The organism is Spirosoma sp. 209 (assembly GCF_002006735.1).
GTDB lineage: Bacteria > Bacteroidota > Bacteroidia > Cytophagales > Spirosomataceae > Spirosoma > Spirosoma sordidisoli.
Map to the genome: position 1 here is coordinate 13,396 of NZ_MVEC01000023.1, position 19,259 is coordinate 32,654.

General features: G+C 57.8%; 16 protein-coding genes. 10 read left to right on the forward strand and 6 right to left on the reverse strand.

What is annotated here, in order from left to right; genetic code table 11:
• The first annotated feature begins 110 nt into the window (after positions 1-110).
• The 7 genes from B1C80_RS25165 to B1C80_RS25195 all read left to right on the forward strand — a co-directional run bounded on the left by B1C80_RS25165 (position 111) and on the right by B1C80_RS25195 (position 7,158).
• Positions 111-488, forward strand: a complete 378-nt coding sequence (locus B1C80_RS25165) for a hypothetical protein (RefSeq protein ID WP_077923963.1) — start codon at positions 111-113, stop codon at positions 486-488.
• A gap of 176 nt (positions 489-664) precedes the next feature.
• Positions 665-3,034 carry a TonB-dependent receptor gene (locus B1C80_RS25170; RefSeq protein ID WP_077923964.1) on the forward strand — a complete coding sequence of 790 codons (2,370 nt, stop codon included), beginning with the start codon at positions 665-667 and terminating at the stop codon, positions 3,032-3,034.
• 85 nt (positions 3,035-3,119) lie between these two features.
• A complete protein-coding gene (locus tag B1C80_RS25175; RefSeq protein WP_077924124.1) occupies positions 3,120-4,364 on the forward strand; it encodes a sialidase family protein in 1,245 nt (414 codons plus the stop codon).
• Positions 4,365-4,444: 80 nt separating this feature from the next.
• Positions 4,445-4,906, forward strand: coding sequence for a hypothetical protein (locus B1C80_RS25180; RefSeq protein ID WP_077923965.1), 462 nt, complete (start codon positions 4,445-4,447; stop codon positions 4,904-4,906).
• Between the two features lie 113 nt (positions 4,907-5,019).
• Positions 5,020-5,223 (forward strand): hypothetical protein, encoded by a 204-nt coding sequence (locus B1C80_RS25185; protein WP_077923966.1) that lies wholly within the window; start codon positions 5,020-5,022, stop codon positions 5,221-5,223.
• Positions 5,224-5,234: 11 nt separating this feature from the next.
• Positions 5,235-6,059 (forward strand): MbnP family protein, encoded by an 825-nt coding sequence (locus B1C80_RS25190; protein WP_077923967.1) that lies wholly within the window; start codon positions 5,235-5,237, stop codon positions 6,057-6,059.
• Positions 6,060-6,063: 4 nt separating this feature from the next.
• Positions 6,064-7,158, forward strand: a complete 1,095-nt coding sequence (locus tag B1C80_RS25195) for a cytochrome-c peroxidase (protein ID WP_077923968.1) — start codon at positions 6,064-6,066, stop codon at positions 7,156-7,158.
• Here the strand turns inward: B1C80_RS25195 and B1C80_RS25200 are convergent.
• From B1C80_RS25200 to B1C80_RS25210, 3 genes are all read right to left on the reverse strand, one after another.
• Positions 7,155-7,535: a MerC domain-containing protein gene (locus B1C80_RS25200; protein ID WP_077923969.1), complete on the reverse strand. Its 381-nt coding sequence runs from the start codon at positions 7,533-7,535 to the stop codon at positions 7,155-7,157. The two genes, B1C80_RS25195 and B1C80_RS25200, sit on opposite strands and share 4 nt — an antisense overlap.
• 92 nt (positions 7,536-7,627) lie before the next feature.
• A complete protein-coding gene (locus B1C80_RS25205; protein ID WP_077923970.1) occupies positions 7,628-8,329 on the reverse strand; it encodes a hypothetical protein in 702 nt (233 codons plus the stop codon).
• Between the two features lie 92 nt (positions 8,330-8,421).
• The gene (locus B1C80_RS25210; protein WP_077923971.1) at positions 8,422-9,297 is read right to left on the reverse strand and encodes a geranylgeranylglycerol-phosphate geranylgeranyltransferase; all 876 of its coding nucleotides are present in this window, start codon (positions 9,295-9,297) and stop codon (positions 8,422-8,424) included.
• Positions 9,298-9,526: 229 nt separating this feature from the next.
• Between B1C80_RS25210 and bshA the strand changes: the two genes are divergently transcribed.
• The 3 genes from bshA (at position 9,527) to B1C80_RS25225 (ending at position 12,828) form a co-directional block, all read left to right on the forward strand.
• Entirely contained in the window at positions 9,527-10,663 is a 1,137-nt protein-coding gene (bshA, locus tag B1C80_RS25215; RefSeq protein ID WP_077923972.1) for an N-acetyl-alpha-D-glucosaminyl L-malate synthase BshA, read from the forward strand.
• A 91-nt stretch (positions 10,664-10,754) separates the two neighbouring features.
• Complete coding sequence (locus tag B1C80_RS25220) at positions 10,755-12,092, forward strand: NAD(P)/FAD-dependent oxidoreductase (RefSeq protein ID WP_077923973.1); 1,338 nt, start codon at positions 10,755-10,757, stop codon at positions 12,090-12,092.
• Positions 12,093-12,180: 88 nt separating this feature from the next.
• The gene (locus B1C80_RS25225) at positions 12,181-12,828 is read left to right on the forward strand and encodes a sterol desaturase family protein (RefSeq protein WP_077924125.1); all 648 of its coding nucleotides are present in this window, start codon (positions 12,181-12,183) and stop codon (positions 12,826-12,828) included.
• A gap of 139 nt (positions 12,829-12,967) precedes the next feature.
• On the opposite strand, the gene B1C80_RS25230 is transcribed toward B1C80_RS25225, so the two are convergent.
• From B1C80_RS25230 to B1C80_RS25240, 3 genes are all read right to left on the reverse strand, one after another.
• On the reverse strand, positions 12,968-14,020 hold the full coding sequence (locus B1C80_RS25230) for a family 43 glycosylhydrolase (protein WP_077923974.1): 1,053 nt from the start codon (positions 14,018-14,020) through the stop codon (positions 12,968-12,970).
• 84 nt (positions 14,021-14,104) lie between these two features.
• Positions 14,105-15,628 (reverse strand): RagB/SusD family nutrient uptake outer membrane protein, encoded by a 1,524-nt coding sequence (locus B1C80_RS25235; RefSeq protein ID WP_077923975.1) that lies wholly within the window; start codon positions 15,626-15,628, stop codon positions 14,105-14,107.
• Between the two features lie 98 nt (positions 15,629-15,726).
• Positions 15,727-19,188 carry a SusC/RagA family TonB-linked outer membrane protein gene (locus B1C80_RS25240; RefSeq protein WP_077924126.1) on the reverse strand — a complete coding sequence of 1,154 codons (3,462 nt, stop codon included), beginning with the start codon at positions 19,186-19,188 and terminating at the stop codon, positions 15,727-15,729.
• Positions 19,189-19,259 lie beyond the last annotated feature (71 nt).

Sequence of the window (19,259 nt, forward strand, 5' to 3'; positions counted from 1 at the left end):
AACGGCTCCGGACGGGGGGTACTTTACGCCGGCTGGCGATGACGGCTACCCTATTAATTTACTGTGTTTGCTGGCGCCATTTCATCGGCGCTCGTACCTTTGCAGCGGTCATGAGAAACGCCGTTATTTATCTGCTCCTGATTGCTACGCTGATGCCTTCGCTCAGCCAGTGGGGCGTTATCGCGTATTATCATGCCAACAAGGATTACATTGCCAGGGTCCTGTGCGAGAACCGCGACCGGCCGCAGCTCCACTGCGACGGAAGCTGTTACCTGGCCAAACGGCTGAAGGCTTCGCAGGAACGGCAGGACAAGGAAACGACAGAACGGGTGCAGAACCTGCCCACTATTGCGTTGTTCTGTAACGAAGTCGCTGACTTTGCCTTTGCCTCAGCCTGGCCCCTGGTCCTGACTACCGGCTTTCCATCGTATCAGGCCGCGGCCACGACAGCCCCGCTGTCTGAACTCTTCCGCCCGCCCCGCGCCTGAGTCGGGTCTGCTTTCCGTTTTTCTTTTTATGCAGTGGCTGTTCCGGCCAGTGATCTGCTGTTGTCCGGCTCGTGTTCGGCATAACGGTCAGGTGCTGCCTGTCCAGTAAGCTGACGCAGACCGGTTTATAGCCGGAATCGGAACGTCCTGCTCACTTCTTGACTTAAACACTTTTCATGAATATCCATACAGTCCTCAGGACTTGTGGTCTGTGGCTGGCGTGTGTCTACGCCGTTGCAGCACAGGACCTGAGAAAGGGGCGTGTGTTCGATGCCCAAACCAACGAACCAATCATCGGGGCTACCGTACTGATCCCCGGTACAAAAACCGGCCTGACGACCGACGAACGGGGTGAGTTCAGTATACCGGCGGGGGCCAGTCAGCTGCGGCTGAGTAGCGTGGGCTATGCCGACCAGACCATACCGGTCGGAGCGGGGGCGGTGCGGGTGGCGCTGGTACCCATCGAGCAAAGCCTGCAAACGGTAGTCGTAACGGCCAGCCGGGAGGCCCAGCTGCGGACCGAAGCCCCCATCGCCATATCGAAACTGTCGTCGCGGCTGATCAGCGAGACGAAACCGACCAGCATGCACGAGGTCATCAACAAGACGCCGGGGGTGCTGATGGTGAATCTCAACAACGAGCAGCACATGATGGCAATCCGGCAGCCCATGACGACCAACGCTTATTTCCTGTACCTGGAAGATGGCGTGCCGATTCGGCCGATGGGCGTGTTTAACCACAATGCGCTGCTGGAGATGAACCAGTTCACGGTCAGTTCGCTGGAGGTTGTTAAAGGACCGGTTTCGTCGATCTACGGGCCCGAAGCCGTGGGGGGAGCGGTTAACTTTATAACCCAGCGCCCCACAGCCGTACCTACCGTCCGCGCCGGTGTTCACCTCGACCAGTGGGGCTACCAGCGGCTGCAGGTAGGGGCTGGCGGTCGGCAGGGTAAATTCGGTGTGTATGTCGGTGGACTGGTTTCGCGGCAGCGCAACGCGTGGCTGGCCAGCTCCGACTACGATAAGTCGTCGTATTTTGCGCGGCTCGAGTATGCGTTTACGCCCCAGACGCGCCTGACCGGCACCGTTTCGTACAATAACTACGATTCGCAGACCAGCGGAAGCGTCGACAGCGCAGCTTTTTTTGCGCGGCAGTACGTCAGCACGACCGATTTTACGTACCGCAAAACCTCTTCCCTGCGCAGTCGGCTAACGCTTGAGCACGACTGGAAAACCAGGAGCGCTACGTCATCGGCCCAGTCGTTCATTACCGCCTTTGTGCGCGACAACCGCCTGGGGCAGAACCCGGCCTACTCTATCCGCTGGACGGTCGGTTCGCCGACGGCCACGGGGCAGGTCAACAGCAACGATTTCAGGAGTTTTGGCGTCATTGCGCAGCATACCCAGCGGTTTCGCTTCCTGAGCAGTAAGCTGATGGTCGGGGCCACGCTCGATTGGTCGCCGAATACGTATTACGCCTACCAGACGGAACTGGCGGCCGAACTACGACCCGACAAACGATCTGTATTACGGTATACGCAGCTGCGCGAACGACCGGACCTTCGACTGGCCGATTATCAGGCTGACATCCACAATACGGCGGCCTATGTGCAGTACGATCTGGAGCCGCTGCCCAGGCTGCGGCTTTCAGCCGGGCTGCGGTTCGACCGGATGGCGTTCGACTATACCAACAGCCTGAGTCAGAGCACGGGTCAGAAAGACTACCGCCAGGCAACGCCTAAAATCGGGCTGACGTACGATCTCAGCAAAGCCGGCGGACCCGCCAGCCTGGGTGTCTACGCCAACTATGCCAGCGGCTTTTCGCCCCCGGCGCTGACAGCGATCTTTCTCCGGCGAACCACCCCAACGCCCTCGGGCGAGCTGTTTTATTATAACCTCGAACCGGCCCGGTTTCAGAATATGGAAGTGGGCGGCTGGGCGTCGCTGCTGAACCATACCCTGTATCTGGACGGCGCGATCTACCAGATGAACGGGGCCAATGAACTGCTCAACATCCGCCAGCCCGACAACTCGTTTGATTACCAGTCGGCCGGCCGGACCCTGCACCGGGGGGTGGAACTGGGTCTGACCTATCGACCGTCGCAGCAGCTGTCGTTTCGGTTCGGGGGTACCCATGCCGTCCATCGGTTTGTGGCGTTTACGCTCAGCCAGCGGGTTTCTGACGTTGTGCAGAACGTCGACGGTAACGATATGCCATCGGCGCCCCGAACGCTCTGGAACACCGAGGTCAGCTATTATCCGGCCTGGCTGAAGAATTTCCGCACGTCGGTCGAGTGGCAGCATGTGTCGGGCTGGTACCAGAACCAGATCAACACGGTCCGGTACGATGGCTACGACCTGGTCAACGTTCGGGTGGGGTACGAGTGGAAAGGCATCGAGCTGTATGTCAACGGGCTGAACGCGGCCAACGCGCTCTACGCCACCAACGCTACCCGGGGTAACAACCCGACCGACCGAACTACCTACACGCCAGCGGCCCCGCGTACCCTGGTTGTCGGGCTTCAGTACACCTTCTCCGGAAAATAAACGAAAACCAGCGCCGAACAGCGGGACGTATGCCGCTGGGTTGCCCGCGGGGCAGACCGTTGTTCGGCTTTTCAGACATTATACCATGAAACATATCGTATTTGTGCTGGCTTTACTGGCAGCTACACCAGCGCTCCCGGTGCAGGAAACCGTTGTGTCGGACCCCCGCGCCACGGCAGCGACGCCCCGCCTGACCACCGACCGCCACGGCAACCCGCTGCTGAGCTGGGTTGAGAAAGAAACAGACAACAAGGCCGCTTTTTTCTTCGCCATCTCGACCGATGACGGGCAGACGTTCGGGCCAAAAATTCGGGTTCCTGTGCCGCCGTCGGTAGCGGTTCATGCCGAAGGAATGCCCAAATTGGCTCAGAAAGCCGATGGTACGCTGCTGGCCTTGTTTGAAGTACCCCGGCCGGTCGGCGAGTCGCGCTTTGCCGGTGATCTGCTGTACGTTATGTCGACGGATCAGGGCCGGACCTGGACGCAGCCGAACGCCATTCACGACAACACCGCCCCCGGAAAAAGTCATTCCTTCGCGGATCTGACCCGCCTGCCCAACGGCGAAATCGGTGTGGTCTGGCTCGATGATAAACTGCCCGGCCGGGAGGGTCGGTCGGTGAAGTTTCGGCAAACGCTGCCGGGTGGTGGGTTCAGCCGCGAACAGATTATCGACGAAAACGCCTGCCAGTGCTGCCGGACCAATATCTTTGTCGATCGTCAGCAGCGGATTCACCTGACGTACCGGGATCTGCTGCCGGCCAAAGCCGGTGAAACGGGCATCCGGGACATCAGCCAGGTGGTTTCGACCGACGGGGGGCGTCGTTTCGGCCCACCGAAGCGGGTACTGGCCGACAACTGGCGGGTCAACGCCTGCCCACACGCGGGGCCGTCGGTAACGGAGGTGGGCAGCGCGTTGCTGGTGAGCTGGTTTTCGGGGAAAGAAGACGCCGTTGGTCTGCGGCTGGCCCAGCCCGGCGCGGCTGCTCCGGTGGCGATGGTGCTGTCGAACCGGGCCCGGCATCCGCAGGTGACCGCCCTGCACGACCAGCTGGTATGGGTCTGGGACGAGTCGGTGCGCCAGCCCGACCAGCCCGATGACGAACCCATGCCGGTCTACGATCAGCGGATCGCGATGCGGTTAGGGGCCAACGCAGCAACGACATTCGTAACGCCCGCATCCGTACTCGCTACGTATCCGGTCGTGTTGCCGCTGAAAAAAGGGTTGCTGCTGGCCTATGAACGGAAAGAAGAAGGAGCCAATGTGACCATAGCCTTCCAGCGCCTGACCGGCGAAACGGGTCTGGTTATGAAACCGGCGGAGCAGAACTGACGAACTGGAACCAGTACCGCCTGAAGAAACGTAATAAACCATAAACCGACCCGGAACCTACCGGGCAAACCCCTTCACATATGCGACTCATACACCTGATCTGGATTGGTGCTTTGCTGACCACAGCCGCCTGTCAGCAGGCCCAAAAAAGCGATGACCACGCCGGCCATGCCGATCATGCCCAATCGTCCGAAACAGCTGCTGCCGGCCCGGTGGCGAAAAAAGAACAGGAAATCCTTGCCGTTCATGACAGCCTGATGGCCGAGATGAGTGACCTGATGCGGCTGAAAAAGGCAGTTTCGGCTAAGGCCGCAGCGCCGGCTGCCAACGGGCAGGGCACCGAAATCAGCCGACGGCTCGGCGAGGCCGACGATGCGATGATGACCTGGATGAACCAGTACAACGGCGACACGCTCGGCAAACTCGATCAGACCAAAGCGCTCGACTACCTGAGCGATCAGCAAAACAAAGTCAACCAGGTACGCGACCAGATGCGCCGGAGTATGGCCGACGCCAATGCCTATCTGGGCAAACAACCGTAACAACCGGCGCGGTTATGACCACGTAACCGCGCCGGTACCCCTAAAAAAGCCCGAACCGGACTAACGATTTTCCGGAACAGTTCGTTACTCTTTTACCATAAACCCACGACCCGATGTTCCGACGACTGCCGCCTATTGTTCAGTTTATCTACGTCAGCATGATCGGTATCTGTCTGGGAACAGCGGCTGGGCTAGTGAATGAATTTCTCCAGCAGCCATTCAGCGTAACCAATGCCGTTGTGTGGCTCTTTCTGCTGCTGGTCAGCGCGGGTATTGTAACGCTCATCACCCTATATGGTCGGAACCGATTTAACTGATTGATGACACTATGTACCGTTCACTTCTGTATGTATTCCTCACCGGCCTGGGCCTGACGGTCGGTTTACTGGCCTGCGATACGCCCGACCCCGAAGCGGTTACGGGTACGTTCGTGATTCAGCTGGACAACGTGGCGGGGAATCAGAACCTCCAGCTCAATACCGGCACCTACCGCAACGCGCTGGGCGAGTCGTTTACGCCAACGGCTTTCAATTACTTCGTCAGCAATATCCGGCTGATCCGCACCAACGGTGAGGACTACGTGGTGCCGCAGGACAGCAGCTACTTTCTGGTGCGGGAAACCGATCCGGCCAGCCAGCGGATCACCCTCAAAAATGTGCCTTACGGCGATTACAAAGGGGTTTCATTCGTACTGGGCGTCGATAGTCTGCGGAGTACGATGGACATCAGCCGCCGAACGGGTGCGCTCGACCCCGGCAGCGATCATACCGGCGCGAACGGGATGTATTGGTCCTGGAATTCGGGCTATATCTTCATGAAGCTGGAAGGCACCTCGCCCAGCGCCCCCGTCGATGCTACGGGCAGCAATACGTTTCGCTACCACATCGGGTTCTTCGGCGGGCGCGATACCCGCACCATCAATAACCTGAAAACGATACCGGTCCTGTTCGGTACCGACGTGGCGCAGGTCGATGCGGAGAAGGTACCAACGGTGCTGCTACAGGCCGATGTGCTCAAAATCTTCGACGGACCAACCCTGCTCAGTATCAAGACCAACCCGGAAGTGATGATATCGCCTTTTTCGAGCAGCATTGCGAACAACTACGCACAGATGTTCGCTTACCGGGGTAAAACAACGGCTACGTTAAACTAAGACTATGCAGCGCTGGCAATTTTTTGGAGTATGGATCAGTGTCGCCCTGTTCGGGGCGGTGGTGTCGTGCCAGCCCGGCGGGTCCGACTCTACCACCGATCCTGAACCGACGGGCCCCAAACCCATCGAGTACCAGACCACGCCCTACCCCTGGAAAAAACCGGCCAATTTCCCTGAGCCAACCTACGCGTTCTCGAAAAATCCACTGACGCTGGAGGGCGTAGCGCTGGGCCGGGCTCTGTTCTATGACGATATGTTGTCGGTGAACGGGACGGTCAGCTGCGCGTTCTGCCACCAGCAGGGGGCCGCTTTTGCCCATACCGACCACGCCCTGAGCCACGGCATTAACGATAAAATAGGCACCCGGAATAACCTGGGGCTACAGAACATGGCGTTCTACAAATCTTTTTTCTGGGATGGGGGCGTACAGGATCTGGATCTGCTGCCCATCGCGCCGATCGAAAATCCGGTCGAGATGGGCCATTCGATGCCGGCTCTGCTGAACGCGGTGCGGCAGTCGCCCCGGTACCGTCCCATGTTCCTGGCGGCTTTCGGAACCGACTCCATCACGACCGACCGGTTTCTGAAGGCGTTGTCGCAGTTCATGCTCACGATGGTATCGGCCAATAGTCGCTACGATAAATACGTCCGCAACGAGGCCGGGGGGCAGCTATCGACCGACGAACTGGCCGGGCTCACGCTGTTCAAACAGAAATGCAGCACCTGCCACGCGGGTGAGCTGTTTACCGACCAGTCGTACCGCAACAACGGGCTGAGCCGCGCCAATAACAACGATGAAGGCCGGTCGCTGATTACGCTCCGGCCCGAAGATCGGTTTAGGTTCCGGGTGCCCAGCCTGCGCAATGTGGAGCGGACCAGCCCATACATGCACGACGGCCGGTTCTGGACACTCGAAGAGGTGATGAATCACTACAGTACCAACATGCAGGATGTGCCCGAACTCGACCCGGCCTTGCGGATAAACGGCAAACCGGGGGTGCCCCTAACCGACACGGAGAAAAAACAGCTGGTAGCCTTCCTGCGGACGCTAACCGACACGGACTACATAGCCGATCGTCGGCTCAGCGCTCCCAACTAGTGAGCGTGGTTCAGCCGGTGCTGACGAATGTTGATGAGGTGGCTGATGACCAGACCCGCGGAGGCTGCGTAGCCTACGTATTCAAAGAATTCATTGACATCTTCGAGCATGATGCCCGTTGCGAACAGCAGCAAAAAGCCCCACAGCGCCCGTTTGGTGGCGGGTTGTACATGATGGCGGGTGGCAAAGAAAACGGCCATGATGTTGACGCCGATAAAGACGTAATCCAGACTTAGATAACCAACCCGAAGCTGCTCGTCCTGAAACACGGCGGTAGTCATCAAAAGCACAGGGGTTACTAAACAGTGGATGATACACAGCACCGAGCCGGTGATGCCGATGTAGTCGGCTTTGCTGGATAACAGATCTGTCTTCATAAGCAGGAGCAAAAATACGACGCGTTCGGCAACCGTATTTCAATCCAACCCGATTTCTTGCAACAAAGTTGCGAAAAATTAGAAAAAGGCCCTTAGTTCACTCGGCTCAGTAGGGTGTAGGCCATCAGCTTGCCGCTTTTGTTGTAGGTTTCGGACCGGATGTCCAGCAGCTGATCGGTGGTTCGGTAGCTGACTACGCGCATTGTGCTTCGGATCGGGATACCCATGGCCCGGTTCGTGAGCGAAAGGTCCGAGCTGATCTTATAGGCGTCGAAGGTACCGGCGGGCGTGGTTACGGGCTGCTGGGCTTCTACCTGCCGGTTGCTCATCACCAGCGACATTTCCATCAGGGTACTGCCATTCGTGATCATATCCGCTTCCATCTGGCCATCGGACAGTTTCTGGCCAACGGTCAGCTTGCCGGGATAAACGAGCTGATTCGTTTTGAGCTTGATCTGGGTGTCTTTCATGCCGGCGTTTTGCATGGTCTGCGCCAGCCCCGACAGATCGGCCAGGAGTTCGGTGCCCGTGCAGGTGTAGCGAACGGTGTACGGAGCCTGCTGCCGACCTTTTTCGTCCGTCATCTGTACCATCATATCGACCAGCGTCTGGCCACCCTCCCGGCGCATGTCGGTTACCTGATAGGTTACTTTGCCGGTAGATTTGTCTTTGGCGTTGAACATCGACATCTCAAACGCCTGGCCAGTTTTCAGCGGAACGCCCAGGCAGTTCTGTGCTTTTACAGTGGTCGACAGCATGACCGCCAGCACCCAAATAAATCTGTGTAGTTTCATATAGACAGAAGCAAGTAAGTTAATACGGGGCAAATGTATATATGTCTGTGCGTGGATAGCTAAGTCATTGAGCAAACGGTCATTGGCCGGGGTCAGGCCCAGATCATACTCAGCACGCCCATCAGCATAATCAACTTGCAGAGGGTGCTCAGGTAGCCGAAATCGCTGCGTTTGTCGGCGTAGACGAGCCGGTAGGTAAGCCAGGTGATGGGAACCAGCAGGATCAGGAAGATTACCTCCAGGTGCCAGTTGTTGAGCGAGTCAGCAATCAGAAACAGCGTGGTAATGAACGATGCGATCAGGACATAAAGCAGGTATTTGGTTCGGCGGAGGCCCCAGACGATCGGCAGGGTCCGGCAACCGAAGCGGGCGTCGCCCCGGATGTCCTGCATGTCTTTGATTATCTCACGAACGAGCGAAATGCCGAACGAAAAGAGCGCGTAAATGAGCAGCATATCGGCATTTTGTCGATAATAGACCGCCAGCACAATCAGCGACAGGGCCGTCAGCAGCGAAATAACGACGTTGCCGGTTACGGGCTGCCGCTTCAGGTTGGCGGAGTAAAACCACAGCAGCGACACGCTCACCACATCGACCACGAAGACCCAGCGGCTCAGGTACAACCCGATCAGACAGCCAATGACGTTAAGGCTCTGGTGTGCGACGAGCGCTACCCGACGTTTCAGGTAACGGCCAATCACGACCCGATCGGGTTTGTTGACCAGATCGATTTTGATGTCGAAGTAATCGTTGATGATATAACCCGCAGCCGCAATGCAGACGGTCGAGAACGAGAGCAACCAGATCGTTGGGTCGATCAGGATCCGGAGCCACTGCTCGCGCGGCCCCACCAGAGCGATACGGGCCAGGAACTGGGTCAGCACGACAATGAGCAGATTCTGCACCCGGATCAGCCGCAGAAAGCCACCCACAAAGGCCGAGAAAGGAATAGGCTGACGCACGACCATGACCGATTTTTGCCTAAAAGTACGCGAAAAATAAGGAAAACAGGGCGGCTAGGGGTAAGGCTGCCGGGCCAATCGTAGCCTGGCTAAGCGCCGGCCGAAGCGGGGCCAAAACCGAGTAGCTGAGCGAGGGTATCCGCATCGTTCGTTCTTTCCGCCCGCTTCGGGATTCTTTTGCTCCTGTTTTGTTGTTGACCTACAAACTGTTTCCGGCCTTCGTGGCTCCATTCGCATGAAAATTGGCATAGTGTGCTACCCAACCTTTGGGGGCAGTGGTGTGGTGGCTACCGAGCTTGGTAAGGCACTGGCCAAAAATGGTCACCAGATCCATTTTATTACCTACCAGCAGCCACCCCGGCTCGACTTCTTCAATGAAAACGTTTTCTACCACGAAGTAAACATCCCGTCTTATCCGCTGTTTCAGTACGCGCCCTACGAGTCGGCGCTGGCCAGCGAGATGGTCAATGTGGTGACGAACGAAAATGTCGATCTGCTCCATGTGCATTATGCCATACCGCACGCGTCAGCTGCCTATATGGCTAAAATGATTCTGCGGTCGCAGGGGCGGTCGGTGCCGGTCGTGACGACGCTACACGGAACCGACATTACGCTCGTCGGGAAAGATGCCTCCTATGAACCCGTAGTTACCTTCAGCATCAACGAATCTGACGGGGTTACGGCCGTATCGGAAGACCTTCGGCAGGATACCTACAAGCATTTCAAGGTGCACCGCGACATCGAAGTCATTCCGAACTTCATCGACCTGTCGCGGTTCAAGCGGCAGCAGAAAGAGCATTTCAAGAAAGCGATCTGCCCCAACGGCGAAAAGCTGATTGTACATACGTCCAACTTTCGGCGCGTCAAACGCATCGACGATGCGGTGATGGTTTTTTACCATGTGCAGCAACAGGTCCCTGCCAAGCTGCTGCTGGTGGGCGACGGCCCCGAACGGGCGCGTATCGAACGACTGGTGCGCGATCTGGGTATCTATGACCAGGTGCGTTTTCTGGGTAAGATGGACGCCGTAGAGGAGGTATTGTCGGTGGCCGATCTGTTTCTGATGCCGTCAGAAAACGAAAGCTTTGGCCTGGCAGCCCTTGAAGCCATGGCCTGCCAGGTGCCGGTTATCTCGTCTAATGTGGGCGGTCTGCCCGAGCTGAACGTAAACGGCGTAACGGGTTTCCTGAGCAACGTGGGCGATGTCAGCGATATGGTTCGCAACGCCTTGTTCGTGCTCGACGATGCCAACCTGCCTGCCTTTCAGGAAAATGCGCTGGCCCGCGCCACCGAGTTCGAGCTGTCGCGGGTCGTGCCCCGCTACGAAGCCCATTATGAACGGGTATTGCAGCAGGTGATGGATAACGTATGACCATCCGATGCTGAACAATGTCGCGTTGAGAATAGATAATGAATAAGGAATAATGAGCGCTACGGATCATTATTGATAAACCAACTATCCTATGAATCCAAACATACCGCAAACGGATCGGAAACGCGTGGTCATCGTCGGCGCTGGTTTTGGGGGGCTCAAGCTGGCCCGGAAGCTGGCCAACCGCTCTGATTTTCAGGTGGTATTGCTCAATCGGCAGAACTACCACGAGTTTCAGCCGCTGTATTACCAGGTGGCCACAGCAGGCCTGGAGGCCAACTCCATCCTGTTTCCGCTGCGGGCGGTGTTTGGCAACTGCAAAAACGTACATATCCGGGTTACCAACGTGACCGGCGTCCGGCCGGCCGATAAAACGGTAGATACCGAGCTGGGTCCGATCACCTACGACTGGCTGGTCATTGCCACCGGTGCGGATACCAACTTCTTCAACCAGCAGAATATTATCGAGAAAGCGCTGCCCATGAAGTCGGTGGCCGAAGCCATTGCGCTCCGCAACCGGATGCTTCAGAACTTCGAAGATGCCCTCAGTGTCGAGTCGGAAGATGAGCGCGAGGGGTTCATGGACGTGGTGGTGGTAGGCGGGGGGCCAACGGGGGTCGAGCTGTGTGGTACGCTGGCCGAGATGCGCCGGACGGTTTTACCCCGCGACTACCCGGAACTCGACTTCATGAAGATGGACATCTACCTGATCGAATCGGGTGGGGAGCTGCTGGGGCCGATGTCGAAACAGTCGCAGGAGCACTCGCTGGCGTATTTGCAGGAGCTGGGCGTAAACGTCCGGCTAAATACCCGCGTCAAGGATTTCGATGGCCGTATCGTTACCATGAACGACGGCTCGACCCTGCGCACCAACAACCTGATCTGGGCTGCGGGGGTCAAAGCCAGCCCGCTGGCGGGTCTGCCTCCCGAGGTGCTCGGTCGCGGGGGGCGAATCATCGTTGACCGTTACAACCAGGTCCAGGGGGTCACGGATGTGTTTGCCATTGGCGACGTAGCGCTGATGAGCGAAGAGAAGTGGCCCAACGGTCATCCGCAGGTGGCGCAGCCCGCCATTCAGCAGGGGCGGCTGCTGGCTAAGAACATGACCCGATGGCTGAAAAACCAAGCGCCGGAGGAGTTTACCTACCGCGATCTGGGAACGATGGCTACTATTGGCCGCGGACTGGCCGTGGTTGACCTGCCTTTCCTGAAATTTCAGGGCGTTTTGGCGTGGTTAACCTGGTTGTTTGTGCACTTAATGGCCATTGTTGGCGTTAAGAATCGACTGGCTATCTTTATCAACTGGATGTTCAATTACCTGACGTATAATAATTCGTTACGGCTGATCATCCGGCAGAAGATGCCGAAGGGTGATTTCTCGGCCATGCAGGAAAAGCTGTCCGACCAGCTGGAAGTAAGCAAAACCTGATTGGATATAGTAAAGAGGGTTTACTACATGAGGTCTATAAACCCGGATTTCGTTGTATTTTTGCCTCATCAACCGAATGAAGCTTATTATGGAAAAGCCGAACGATACATTACAAACAATGGCCGGTCACGGCAGAACGCGCCCCAAAAACAGCGGTACGAAAAAACTGTTCGATAACCCAATCCTGGAAGCGCTCTCGCGGACGCATATCATGATCCCGATCTCGATGTGGCTGGTACTGTCTGTATTCCTGGGCTGGTATGCCTTTACGTATACAGACATGGGTACGCAGATGATTGCTGCCCTCTTTTTTACGGGGCTGTTTGTATTCACCCTGTTCGAGTACGTGTTACACCGCTACTTGTATCACCTGGCGCCCAGCACACCCCAGCGGGCTAAAATCCAGTACACATTCCACGGCGTTCACCACGAATACCCGAAAGACAAAACCCGTCTGGCTATGCCGCCCGCGCTGGCTATCGTCGTGGCCGGTGCTTTCTTTGGCCTGTTCTTCCTGATGATGGGCGAAGCGGCCTATGCGTTCTTCCCCGGATTTCTGGTTGGCTACTCGGGCTATCTGGCCGTGCATTTCATTGTGCATGCCTACGCCCCCCCGAAGAATTTCTTCAAGCAACTCTGGGTAAACCACAGCGTTCACCACTACAAAAACCCCGAGAGCAACTACGGCGTTTCGACCCCCATGTGGGATTACATCTTCGGATCATTCCAAAAGTAGAGACGCAATCGCCCCGGCCTTTGGTAGAGACGCAAAGGGTTGCGTCTCTACCCGCGTCAGCAATAAATACACATTAAAAAATCCCCCTCGACGCAGTCAAGGGGGATTTTTTATAACTACGAAGCAGAATCAGCCCGGTCTATTCGCCACCGGGTCGTTTCTGTAGTTCGGTCAGGGGTTTGGGCGGGCCGAAGTCGGGCGAACCGTCGGGTTTCCAGCTGAACGGCTGCATCCGTATCGAACGCAGATCACCACAGCCCTGTCCCTGAGCCGCGTTAGCGTGATAAACCAGCCAGTTTTCCTGACCATTGCGCGACGTAAAAAAGCCGTTGTGGCCTACGCCGAAGGTGCCATTACCCGCATTGGGACCAAACACCGGGGTAGCTGATTTGGTCCACGACCTGGTATCGAGCAGGTTGGCGCTGCTGTCGGCCGAGAGCTGGCCCAGGGCGTAGAGGTCGGTCCCGCAGAAGCTGGCCGAATATACCAGAAATACCTTGTTGCCGTGGGTCAGAAACTCGGGCCCTTCGTTGACACCAAAGCCTTCTTTTTCCCAGGCAAAGTCGGGCGAGGACAGACGAACGCGGGTGGTGGCGGCCTCGGCGGTATACGGATTGGTCAGCCGGCAGATGTACAGGTGCTGGGAGCCGCCCAGATCCGTTTCCCAACCTGACCAGGCAAAGTAGAGCTGGCCGTTTCGTTGCAGCAGCGTACCGTCGATAGCCCATTTGTTCTCGGGCAGGTTCAGCCGACCGCGATCGGTCCAGGTGCCGGTGGTGGGGTCGGCCGCCGTATTTTCGAGAACGAACATGCGGTGGTTCCGGTCGTTACCATCGTCGGCGGCATAATAGATGTACCAGACCCCATTGACGTTAAACAGCTCGGGTGCCCAGATATTACGCGAGTTAGGCCCCGTAGCGGGTGGAGTCCAGACGGTAACGGGCCGGGCCTGGCCGAGCCGACTCATGGCCGATGTCTTATAGATACGAAGGTTAGCTCCTGTTGTATGCATAACATAATAGAACCCGTCTTTCTGCGTCACCCAGGGATCTGGCGCGGCTGTCAGTAGCGGGTTGGCGAAGCGGCCAACGGTATCGACCGGGGTTACGGGCGGGGTAGGTACGGGGTCCGGTTGCTTGGCCGATTGGCAGGCCAGTAGCAACGACAGGACAACAAACAGGAGGTTTTTCATCGTTGAGGTAAAAAGCTGACAGAACTGACCGGATGAACAGGCTTTATAACAAACCTGCTTATCGGGTCAGTTCTGTCAGAACGATCAGTAGTTCGGGTTTTGCTGTAGGTTGGGATTCAGGTCCCGATCCAGCTGCGGAATGGGGAGCAGTTCACTCTTTCCGCGTACAAACGTAGAAAAAGCCGGGTCGCGGGGCGCGAGCTGGGGGCCGAGATCACCCCAGCGGGCCAGGTCGTTCCAGCGGTGGCCTTCGCCCGAGAGTTCGGTAACCCGCTCGTGTTTGAGCTGAGCCAGAAACTGCTCCTGACTGAGGCCGGGCCTGGCTACCGACAGCGCGGGCAGCCCCGCCCGCCGACGTACCTGATCTACATACGGATAAGCCTGGCTCGTTTTGCCGGTTGCGTTGAGGGCTTCGGCATACATCAGCAGTACATCGGCATACCGAATGTAGCGCCAGTTGTTGGGCGAGCGGTAGCCTTCCTCAATTTTCCAGTGGTCGTTCTGAAACTTCCGGAACCAGACCCGTTTGTTGCCGGTGCCGTATCGCTGGGTGAATGTCTCGCCGTAAATCTGGGTGAAGTTAGGCCCCCGCACATCGGTGGAGTCGAACAGGAACGACGCTTCGAGACGCGGGTCACGAGCCCCGGCGGTGGTTCGCTCGGTAAATTCGTAGATAGGCCAGCGGTGCGCTTCCCCATCTGACCAGCCAATACTGCTCGGCCCGAAGAACTGGGCAATCGATGTGCCGTAGTTCTGGTTCGGCGTTTCGGTATCGTCGTCGGTAAACTCGGCCGGGTTTTCCTCAAACTGCCATTCAAAGACCGACTCACGGTTGTTTTCGGTCGAGATCAGGAAGTTGTCGCGGTAGTTGGGCACGAGTGCATAGAGGCTTTTGCCTTCGCCGTCGGCCAGCCATTGCAGGGGCGTCAGGGCTTCGGTGTACTTCCGTTGCTGCATCTGCGCTTTGGCCAGCAGGGCGTAGGCTGCGCCCCGTGTGGCCCGCCCCAGCTCCGTAGAACCGTAGGTAGTCGGAAGCACCGTTGCCGCTTCGGTCAGGTCTTTCTCGATCTGGGCCCAGACCTCGGCGCTGGTAGCTGAATTGGGTTTATCACCCACCACCGACTGTTGAAGAACCAGGGGCACGTTACCCCAGAGCGTGACGAGGTGGTAATAAAACAGGGCCCGCATAAACTTGGCTTCGCCCAGGTACCGGTCCCGGAGCGCAGCGTCCATCTGAATGGTCGGAACATTGTTGATTACCTGATTGGCGCGGTTGATGCCAATGTAGTTGTCGTTCCAGATCGAGTAGGCATTGCCGTAGTTATAGTCCGTCACCAGAAACTGATCCATGTTATTGACAATGTCGGTAGCCGGGCTCTGGCTACGGCCTTCGTCGGACCGGATGATGTAGTAGAAGGGCAGCCAGCGTGAGATACCGCCCCGGTGGGTGGTGCTGTAGACGGCGTTGACCCCCGCCAGCGCATCGTCGGACGTTTTCCAGAACGATTCGGTCGTTACCTGGTTCGGGTTGACGATGTCCAGGCTCCGGTCGCAGGCCGTCAGGGCGACGGTGGCGGCCAGACTGAGGAGAATGAATCTATGTTTCATCGTAGAAGAAAAAGCGAAAGAATGGATGAACGAAAGAGCGGTTCCGGGTTTGGCAGGACTCGATCCTGACTGGCCCGGTCCCGGCGCGTTGGGTTAGCTTAGAAATCACAGTTGATACCCGCCGAAATTACCCGGGGCGAAGGCCAGTGACCGTTGTCGACACCCCGCTCCTGAATACCGCTTCCCGTTACGTCGGGGTCGAGTCCGGAGTAGCTGGTGATCGTGAACAGGTTCTGACCACTGACAAACACGCGGGCATTGCGGATTCTGAGCTGGTTGAGCAAGGCTTTAGGCAGTGTATAGCCGACCTCTACGTTGCGCATCCGAACGTAGGAGGCATCTTCGAGCCAGCGGTCCGTATACGGGAAGTTGTTCGAGATAATACCCTGATCACCCGCTTCGAGGCCAAGCCGCGGATCGGTCGTGTTGGTATTGGTCGTTGACCAGGGGCTGATGTCCCGGCGGAAATTGGTCAGCTGGTAGCTGTCGAGTCCGCGCCGTACGTCGTTGTAGACGGTATAGCCAAAGACACCGGTCAGCTGGACGTTCAGCGAAAACGGGCCGTACGATGCGTTGAACTGAGCCCCCGCCTGTAGCCTGGGCCAGGGCGAACTCACGAACTGGCGGTCGTCGTTCTGCGTAATCTGCCCGTCGCCGTTGGCATCGACATAGCGGATGTCGCCGGGTTTGGCATTGGGCTGGATCAGCTGGCCGTTGGGACCCCGGTAGTTGTTGATCTCTTCCTGACTCTGAAAAATACCCGCCGTCTTCAGCACGTACCACTGCCCCACGGCCAGCCCCACCTGCGAGCGGGTGTTGCCGCTCTGGATGTAGTTGATGTTCTGGCCCTGATTGCCCACATTCTCGACCTGGTTCTTAATGGTCGTGAAGTTCCCCGATACGTCCCACTTGAGGGCGTTTTTGTTGTTCCGGTAGGTAGCCGAGAATTCGACCCCCCGGTTGCGGATCGAGGCCGTGTTGACATACGGATTGCCGCGGAGGTTACCCAGGTAGCCCGGTACGGCCAGATTCAGGATCGCATCGTTCGAGAGCGAATTGTACACGTTGATCTCGGTACTGATGCGGTTGTTGAGAAAACTGGCCGATACGCCGTAGTTCTGCTGAAGCCGCTCTTCCCAGCGCAGATCGGGGTTGGCCAGCTGAGCCTGGTAGGCGCCTACGACAGCCGTCTGGTCGACTCCGAAAATCGCTCTTGGGTTGCTGTTGATAAAAGCCGTATACGGAAACGACCCCAGCGTCGGCACAACAATACCCAGCTTGCCATAAGAGGCATTGAGCTTCAAGTCGGAGATCCAGTCGACCTGAAAAAACTTCTCCTGACTGATGCGCCAGGCCGCGGCTACCGACGGGAAAAAGCCCGTCCGGTAGTTGGCTCCGAAGCGCGAATCCTGGTCGACACGGCCGGTCAGCGTCAGCAGGTATTTGTCGTTGTAGGTGTAATTGACCCGACCCAGGTAGCCCAGAATCCGGTAGTCGTCGGGCGTGCCACCCGCCGAGTTCGATACCCCGGTAGCTGCGTTGATGGTGTTGAAATACTGACCACCCGCAAAGCCCAGGTTGGTACGCGAACCCGAGGTGACATCACGCCGGGCGGTTTGCTGGCTGATACCGACCACCCCGTTGATGCTGTGTTTACCGAATACCCGATCAAAATTCAGGGTGTGCTCGAACAGCAGACTCAGGTAGCGCGACCGGTCTTCGGCAACCGAGCTGAGTACCGGCGAGGCACTGTACTGGTAGGTACCGATCCGGCGCAGGTTCTGGGTGTAGTCGAAACTGACTTCCAGTCCGGCGTTGGCGCGGTAGGTCAGCCAGTCGGCCAGTTTTACATCGAGGTAGGCGTTACCGACCAGCTTGGCAAAGTTGCTTTTATTGCTGGCCAGGTTTCGAACCGCTACCGGGTTGAAGGCGTAGGTGACCGCGTCGGGGTTGGTGCCGATGCCGTAGCCGCCGGGGTTGCTGGCGTTGACATAGCGCGGGTCCTGTACGGGAATGACGGGCAGCATACCGGCCATGTCGTAGATGGGATTACCCGCCGGGAAGTTCTCGATGTTCGAGTTGGTCAGCAGCGCGTTCTCGCCGAACGTGAACCGACCCACGGTGCTGCGGGTGTTGATCCGCAGGCTGGCCCGGTCGAACCCACTGCCGATGACGTAGCCTTTGTTGCCGAAGTAACTGCCCGATATCAGGTAGGTGCCGGTTTTGGAGCCGCCTGAGAGCGTCAGGTTATAATCCTGAAGATTGCCTGTCTGGAGCACCTGGTCCTGCCAGTCGGTATTGATGTTGGGGTTAAACGTACCCGTAGCCACGCTGGCGGGTGGCGTTTGGCCGGCGTTCTGGTACTGTGTGCGTTGCAGGGCCGCGAAACCGGCAGCATCCATCACATCCCAGCGCCTGTAAACCTGCTGGACGCCGTATTTGCCCGAGAACGATACGCGGATAGGGCCTTCTTTCCCTTGTTTGGTGGTGATGATGATGACCCCGTTGGCCGCCCGCGATCCGTAAATAGCCGCTGCCGACGCATCTTTCAGCACCTGGATCGACTCGATATCGTCGTTGTTGATGGTCGGGTTGGCATCGGCAATCATCCCGTCGATGATGTAGAGCGGGTCGGTATTGAGGAAGCTGGCTACCCCCCGGATCTGAATCGACGCCTGCTGCCCTGGCACGCCCGTATTGCGTACCGTGACGCCCGGCGAGAGACCCTGAATCGACTCGGCCAGTGAGTTGGCCGTCACTTTGTTGGCCTGCGTGGGGCTGATGACATCGTTGGCGCCGGTTACGTCCCGCTTCCGCACCGCCTGATAGCCGATAACGACGACCTCATTCAGGGTTCTGTCGTCGGGCGCGAGCTTTACATTCACGACGGCCGTATTCCCGATCGGCACGTCCTGGCTGATGTAGCCCACGCTGGAAATGGTGAGCGTCGTGGCCGCATCCGATACGTTCAGAACGAAATTGCCGTTGGCGTCGGTGCTGGTACCGGTGCTGGTTCCTTTCTCGATGACGTTGGCGCCGGGCAGGCCCTGGTTGTTCTCGTCGGTCACCTGGCCCGTGATGCGTTTCACCTGCGGGGCTTCGGTCAGGCCGGTCGAGAGTTCATTGACCGGGCGGTCGGGTAGGGCGGTGGCCGGGGGTGTGGGGCCGGCCGCGCCGTTTTTTGGCTGGGCCGGCTGAATAACATACAGGCTGGCTTTCACCTTCCGGTACCGTAGGCCCTGCGCGTCGATGAGCTGGGTGAGCGCCTGTTCGAGCGAGAGGCCATCGACCTCGACCTCTGTCCGGCGGTTGGCCAGCAGCTGTTCATCGTAGGCAAAACTGATACCGAACCGTTTTTCGAGCTCAGACAGGGCTCGTTTGAGCGAGCGGCCTGCCTGGTTGCGGCCGGGCGTGGTTTCGGCAGGCGTTGGGGCCTGGTAGCTCGTGCCAGCATAGCTGGCGTGGGCGCGGCTCAGCAGTTGCGCAGCAGCTGGCTGCGGCAATGCATACACCCCGACCCCCGTCAGCAACAGCGAGAGGACTATATACTTGTTTTTCATAAGCGGAATAGATGTATGGTAATTCGGGCGATCAAGTTGGTTTTTACAAAAAAAGAGGGGCTGGCCTTCGT

Bases quoted from the DNA above. Each gene is read 5' to 3' on its own strand.
- B1C80_RS25225 (WP_077924125.1), top strand. From the start codon at position 12,181: ATGGAAAAGCCGAACGATACATTACAAACAATGGCCGGTCACGGCAGA.
- B1C80_RS25235 (WP_077923975.1), bottom strand. From the start codon at position 15,628: ATGAAACATAGATTCATTCTCCTCAGTCTGGCCGCCACCGTCGCCCTG.
- B1C80_RS25230 (WP_077923974.1), bottom strand. From the start codon at position 14,020: ATGAAAAACCTCCTGTTTGTTGTCCTGTCGTTGCTACTGGCCTGCCAA.
- B1C80_RS25175 (WP_077924124.1), top strand. From the start codon at position 3,120: ATGAAACATATCGTATTTGTGCTGGCTTTACTGGCAGCTACACCAGCG.
- bshA (WP_077923972.1), top strand. From the start codon at position 9,527: ATGAAAATTGGCATAGTGTGCTACCCAACCTTTGGGGGCAGTGGTGTG.
- B1C80_RS25165 (WP_077923963.1), top strand. From the start codon at position 111: ATGAGAAACGCCGTTATTTATCTGCTCCTGATTGCTACGCTGATGCCT.
- B1C80_RS25190 (WP_077923967.1), top strand. From the start codon at position 5,235: ATGTACCGTTCACTTCTGTATGTATTCCTCACCGGCCTGGGCCTGACG.
- B1C80_RS25220 (WP_077923973.1), top strand. From the start codon at position 10,755: ATGAATCCAAACATACCGCAAACGGATCGGAAACGCGTGGTCATCGTC.
- B1C80_RS25170 (WP_077923964.1), top strand. From the start codon at position 665: ATGAATATCCATACAGTCCTCAGGACTTGTGGTCTGTGGCTGGCGTGT.
- B1C80_RS25240 (WP_077924126.1), bottom strand. From the start codon at position 19,188: ATGAAAAACAAGTATATAGTCCTCTCGCTGTTGCTGACGGGGGTCGGG.
- B1C80_RS25180 (WP_077923965.1), top strand. From the start codon at position 4,445: ATGCGACTCATACACCTGATCTGGATTGGTGCTTTGCTGACCACAGCC.
- B1C80_RS25185 (WP_077923966.1), top strand. From the start codon at position 5,020: ATGTTCCGACGACTGCCGCCTATTGTTCAGTTTATCTACGTCAGCATG.
- B1C80_RS25210 (WP_077923971.1), bottom strand. From the start codon at position 9,297: ATGGTCGTGCGTCAGCCTATTCCTTTCTCGGCCTTTGTGGGTGGCTTT.
- B1C80_RS25195 (WP_077923968.1), top strand. From the start codon at position 6,064: ATGCAGCGCTGGCAATTTTTTGGAGTATGGATCAGTGTCGCCCTGTTC.
- B1C80_RS25205 (WP_077923970.1), bottom strand. From the start codon at position 8,329: ATGAAACTACACAGATTTATTTGGGTGCTGGCGGTCATGCTGTCGACC.
- B1C80_RS25200 (WP_077923969.1), bottom strand. From the start codon at position 7,535: ATGAAGACAGATCTGTTATCCAGCAAAGCCGACTACATCGGCATCACC.